This window comes from Desulfobacula sp., assembly GCF_030611305.1.
Classification (GTDB): Bacteria; Desulfobacterota; Desulfobacteria; order Desulfobacterales; family Desulfobacteraceae; genus Desulfobacula.
Map to the genome: position 1 here is coordinate 1 of NZ_JAUWQB010000152.1, position 4,275 is coordinate 4,275.

The 4,275-nt window shown below is 43.6% G+C and carries 4 protein-coding genes; all 4 read left to right on the forward strand.

Translation table 11 applies throughout. The annotated features are described in order from the left end of the window. A partial coding sequence (locus QAI40_RS16910; RefSeq protein WP_304511909.1) for a 3-hydroxyacyl-CoA dehydrogenase family protein occupies positions 1 to 138 on the forward strand: 138 nt, incomplete at its 5' end. Between the two features lie 21 nt (positions 139 to 159). Next, entirely contained in the window at positions 160 to 1,974 is a 1,815-nt protein-coding gene (locus tag QAI40_RS16915; RefSeq protein WP_299983949.1) for an acyl-CoA dehydrogenase, read from the forward strand. Positions 1,975 to 2,029: 55 nt separating this feature from the next. After that, on the forward strand, positions 2,030 to 3,280 hold the full coding sequence (locus QAI40_RS16920; protein ID WP_299983947.1) for a thiolase family protein: 1,251 nt from the start codon (positions 2,030 to 2,032) through the stop codon (positions 3,278 to 3,280). A 131-nt stretch (positions 3,281 to 3,411) separates the two neighbouring features. After that, positions 3,412 to 4,209 carry an enoyl-CoA hydratase/isomerase family protein gene (locus QAI40_RS16925; protein WP_299983945.1) on the forward strand — a complete coding sequence of 266 codons (798 nt, stop codon included), beginning with the start codon at positions 3,412 to 3,414 and terminating at the stop codon, positions 4,207 to 4,209. The last annotated feature ends 66 nt before the right edge of the window (positions 4,210 to 4,275 follow it).

Sequence of the window (4,275 nt, forward strand, 5' to 3'; positions counted from 1 at the left end):
ATTCTTTTTGTCATGGAGGGATTCCACAAAGAGCTGGGGGAGGATAAATACCGCCCTGCTCCCTTGCTAAGGAAAATGGTCAGGGCCGGTTATCTTGGCAGGAAAAGCGGCAAAGGATTTTACGATTATACAAAATAAATAATTCGTTTGGAGAAAAATATGGCACAGCAAGTTGCAGACAGAAGGGATGTGGATTTTGTACTTCACGAACAATTAAATGTAGAACAGTTAAGTAAGCATGAACGATTTGCAGATTTCAATAAAAAAACCATTGACATGGTGGTATCTGAGGCACGGAACCTTGCGATCAAAGAGCTGCTTACCTGCCAGAAGGAAGCAGATGAACAAGGCTGTACCTTTAAAAACGGTACAGTAACCGTACCAGAAGTTTTTCATAAAGCCTATGCACTTTTCAGGGAAGGTGAATGGATTGCCATGTGTGATGATCCTGACTGGGGAGGACAGGGCATGCCTTCGGCCGTGGCACTGGCAGCCAATAATTATTTTAATGGTGCTAACTTTCCCTTTATGCTCCATAATATCTTGACTCATGGGGCGGGAAAACTTGTAGAATGCTTTGGCACAGACAAGCAAAAAGAACTTTTTCTTGAAAATATGTATACTGGCATATGGGGCGGCTCCATGCTTCTGACCGAGCCTGAAGCTGGATCTGATGTAGGGGCCTTGACCACAAAGGCAGTAAAAAATGATGATGGTACCTATACCATTTCCGGTAATAAAATTTTTATTTCCTCTGGTGAAAATGATCTAGTAGAAAATATCATCCATCCGGTGCTGGCAAGAATAGAGGGCGCACCTGATGGTACTGCAGGAATTTCTCTTTTTCTTGTTCCCAAAATCTGGATAAATGATGATGGAAGTTCAGGTGAATTTAATGACGTGGTCTGCACTGGTATTGAAGAAAAAATGGGAATCCACGGTAGCCCGACCTGTTCCATGGCTTTAGGGGGAAAAGGCCAATGCCGCGGCACCCTTCTGGGCAAGGAAAATAAAGGCATGAGCGCCATGTTTGTCATGATGAATGAAGCCCGGCTTCATGTAGGAATGCAGGGATTCTCATGTGCATCTGCCTCCTATCTAAACGCCTTGAACTATGCCAGAACCAGGATTCAGGGGAAACATCTGCTATCATCAGCTAAGGATGCTCCTATGGTTCCCATTATCCAGCACCCGGATATCAGGCGGACCCTTTTAACAATGAAATCTTATTCAGAAGGTATGCGAAGCATTCTTTTTTATATCGGTCTGCTGGAAGACAGGGTAAAGATCAGTGAAGACGATGCGGAAAGAACACGGTATCAGGCTCTTATTGATGTATTGATTCCAGTGGCCAAGGGCTATATTACCGACAGGGCATTTGAAATGTGCAGCCATGGAATCCAGGTTTTCGGCGGATACGGGTTTACAAAAGAATATCCCCAGGAACAGCTTTTAAGGGACTGCAGGATTACTCAGATATATGAAGGCACCAATGGGATTCAAGCCATGGATCTTCTGGCAAGAAAACTATCTTTACACAATGGTCAATCCTTTAAAAACCTTTTGGATGAGATCCGGAAAACCATTGATACAGCCAAAGAAATTAGTTGTATCAATAATTTTGCTTTAATTCTTGACAAAGCAGTTGTTAAATTGGAAGAGGTGGCTCACAACCTTGGGGAGACCGTCAGATCCGAAAACATAATGATGGCCTTTGCCAATGCTCAACCCTTCCTTGACGTAACCGGAGATATCGTCATGGCATGGATGCTTCTCTGGAGAGCTGTTGTGGCTACCCAAAAACTCGAACAAAAACCCAAAAAGAAGGATCTTGAATTCTATGACGGTCAGCTTAAGAGCACCCAGTTTTTTATTCATACAGTGCTACCGGTTTCAAACGGAAAAATGGAGGCTATGCTTTTCAATGATACAGCAGTTGTTGATATTTCCGAAGCTGCCTTTGGTAGCAAATAAATATCTGATAAGCGATTACTTATTGATATAATAAATAAAACTTGAGGAGATAAAAATGAAAGACATTGTAATTGTTTCAGCCTGTAGAACAGCTATTGGGACATTTGGTGGCACATTAAAAAATTCAAATGGGGCTACTATAGCTGCTGTAACCATGAAAGAAGCTGTGAAAAGAGCAGGGATTGAGCCTGGGATTATAGATGATGTAAGATATGGATGCTGCATCGAACATCATGACACCTTAAATACCACTCGTGTGGCAGCGCTCATGGCAGGCATACCGGACACAATTCCGGCGGTCACTGTGAATAGGGTCTGCATATCGGGCATGGAAGCCACCCTTTCCGGGGCTGCCATGATCCAAGCCGGAATGGTTGATGTGATCCTTTCAGGAGGTGTGGAGCATATGTCAGGAGTGCCATATACCGTGCCCAAGGCCAGATGGGGATGCCGCCTCCAGGATCAGCAATTTGTGGATGCCATGATTCATGCTCTTCATTGCGGTTCTCATATACTTCCCTTTGACAGTACTAGCCCTTTAGATACTGAAGAAGCACCAGCAAGCTATTTTATGGGTAAGCCTTATATCATGGGACATACTGCTGAATTTATTGCCCAGAAGTTTAATATCAGCAGAGAAGAAATGGATGAAGTGGCATTAAGAAGCCATAACAATGCAGAGCGTGCAACCAATGACGGATCTTTTAAAGAGGAAATTGTGCCGATTGAAGTGCCCCAGCGCAAAAAAGATCCTCTTATATTTGATAAAGATGAGCATTTCAGGCCAGGCATGACCATGGAAAAACTTTCGAGCCTGCCGGCAGCATTTATTCCTAAGACAGGAAAGGTTACAGCCGGAAATTCTAGCGGTCTCAATGACGGGTCCACAGGCATGATTATCATGTCAGCTGAAAAAGCCAGGGAACTTGGTCTTAACCCAATTGCAAGAATAAAAGCCTCCGGCATGGGTGCCTGTCACCCGACCATTATGGGCATGTCTCCGGTTCCAGCTGTGAAAAACCTTATGGAAAAAAGCAGTCTTACCATTGACGATTTTGATCTAATTGAAGTCAACGAAGCGTTTGCCTCGCAATACATCGGGTGTGAGAAAGAATTGGGCCTGAATCGGGAAATCACCAATGTGAATGGTTCCGGCATCGGTCTGGGACACCCTGTGGGATCAACTGGAGCAAGAGTCATGGTCACCTTGATCTATGCCATGAAAAAAAGGGGGGATAGTCTTGGCCTTGCCACGCTTTGCGGCGGCGGTGGAGTTTCCATGGCCTGTGCCATTGAAATGATTTAAGCAATTTTTTTTCACTCTTCAGGGCAAAATATTGCTTTTCCAGAATGTTTTGCCCTGTTTTTGGGAATATGCCTTGAAGTGATACCCATCAAAAAATTACATTGTAACTTCAATAAATCAAGGAAACCATCATGCCAGATGTAAAAAAAATAGGGAAAACCTTTATAACCAGAAAAAATAAGTATGCCGTTATAACATTCAACCGTCCGGAAAAGATGAATGCTCTTACACCGGAACTTTTTAACAGTATAAAAGAGGCGGTTGATGATGTAAAAAATGATGACAACATTAACGCAGTTGTTATTACCGGTGGTGGCGATCACTTCTCAGCAGGCGGGGATGTAAAAGGCGATATTGATCCGTTAAAGCATATGACTATTGATGAATTTAAGGCCTATTTCAAACCAATAAACCAGTTGTATCTTAGTTTGTACAACTTAAACAAACCTACAATTGCCGCCATTAATGGATATGCACTTGGTGCCGGTCTTGAGCTTGCACTTGTGTGTGATATCCGGATTGCGGCGGACAATGCACTTTTGGGAGAGTTTTTTGTCCGTATGGGGCTAGTACCTGAAACAGGAATGTGTCTTCTTCCAAAAATTGTTGGTCCGGGAATAGCCAAAATGATGTGTTTTACCGGCAAAGTATATAAAGCCGAACAGGCACTTGAAATGAAGCTGGTTGACCAAATTGTCCCGGCAGAAGACCTTTTAGGCACAGCGGAAGAACTCGCGGCAAAACTGGCAAAAGGCCCTGCCTCCATAAGACTAATGAAAGAAGCGATAAATAGACTGGGGAGTGTCTCCCTTGAAGAATCAATTGAACCGGTACTTAACTACCAGTTTGCGGCCACACGCACTGAAGACCACAAAGAAGCTGTTACTGCTTTTCTTGAAAAAAGAAAGCCTGTTTTTAAAGGATTGTAGACCCTGTGAAAGTAAATATCCTGGCCCTGAGGGCCAGGCTTTGGGTTTACCCCTGGAAGGGGATTA

Bases quoted from the DNA above. Each gene is read 5' to 3' on its own strand.
- QAI40_RS16915 (WP_299983949.1), top strand. From the start codon at position 160: ATGGCACAGCAAGTTGCAGACAGAAGGGATGTGGATTTTGTACTTCAC.
- QAI40_RS16925 (WP_299983945.1), top strand. From the start codon at position 3,412: ATGCCAGATGTAAAAAAAATAGGGAAAACCTTTATAACCAGAAAAAAT.
- QAI40_RS16920 (WP_299983947.1), top strand. From the start codon at position 2,030: ATGAAAGACATTGTAATTGTTTCAGCCTGTAGAACAGCTATTGGGACA.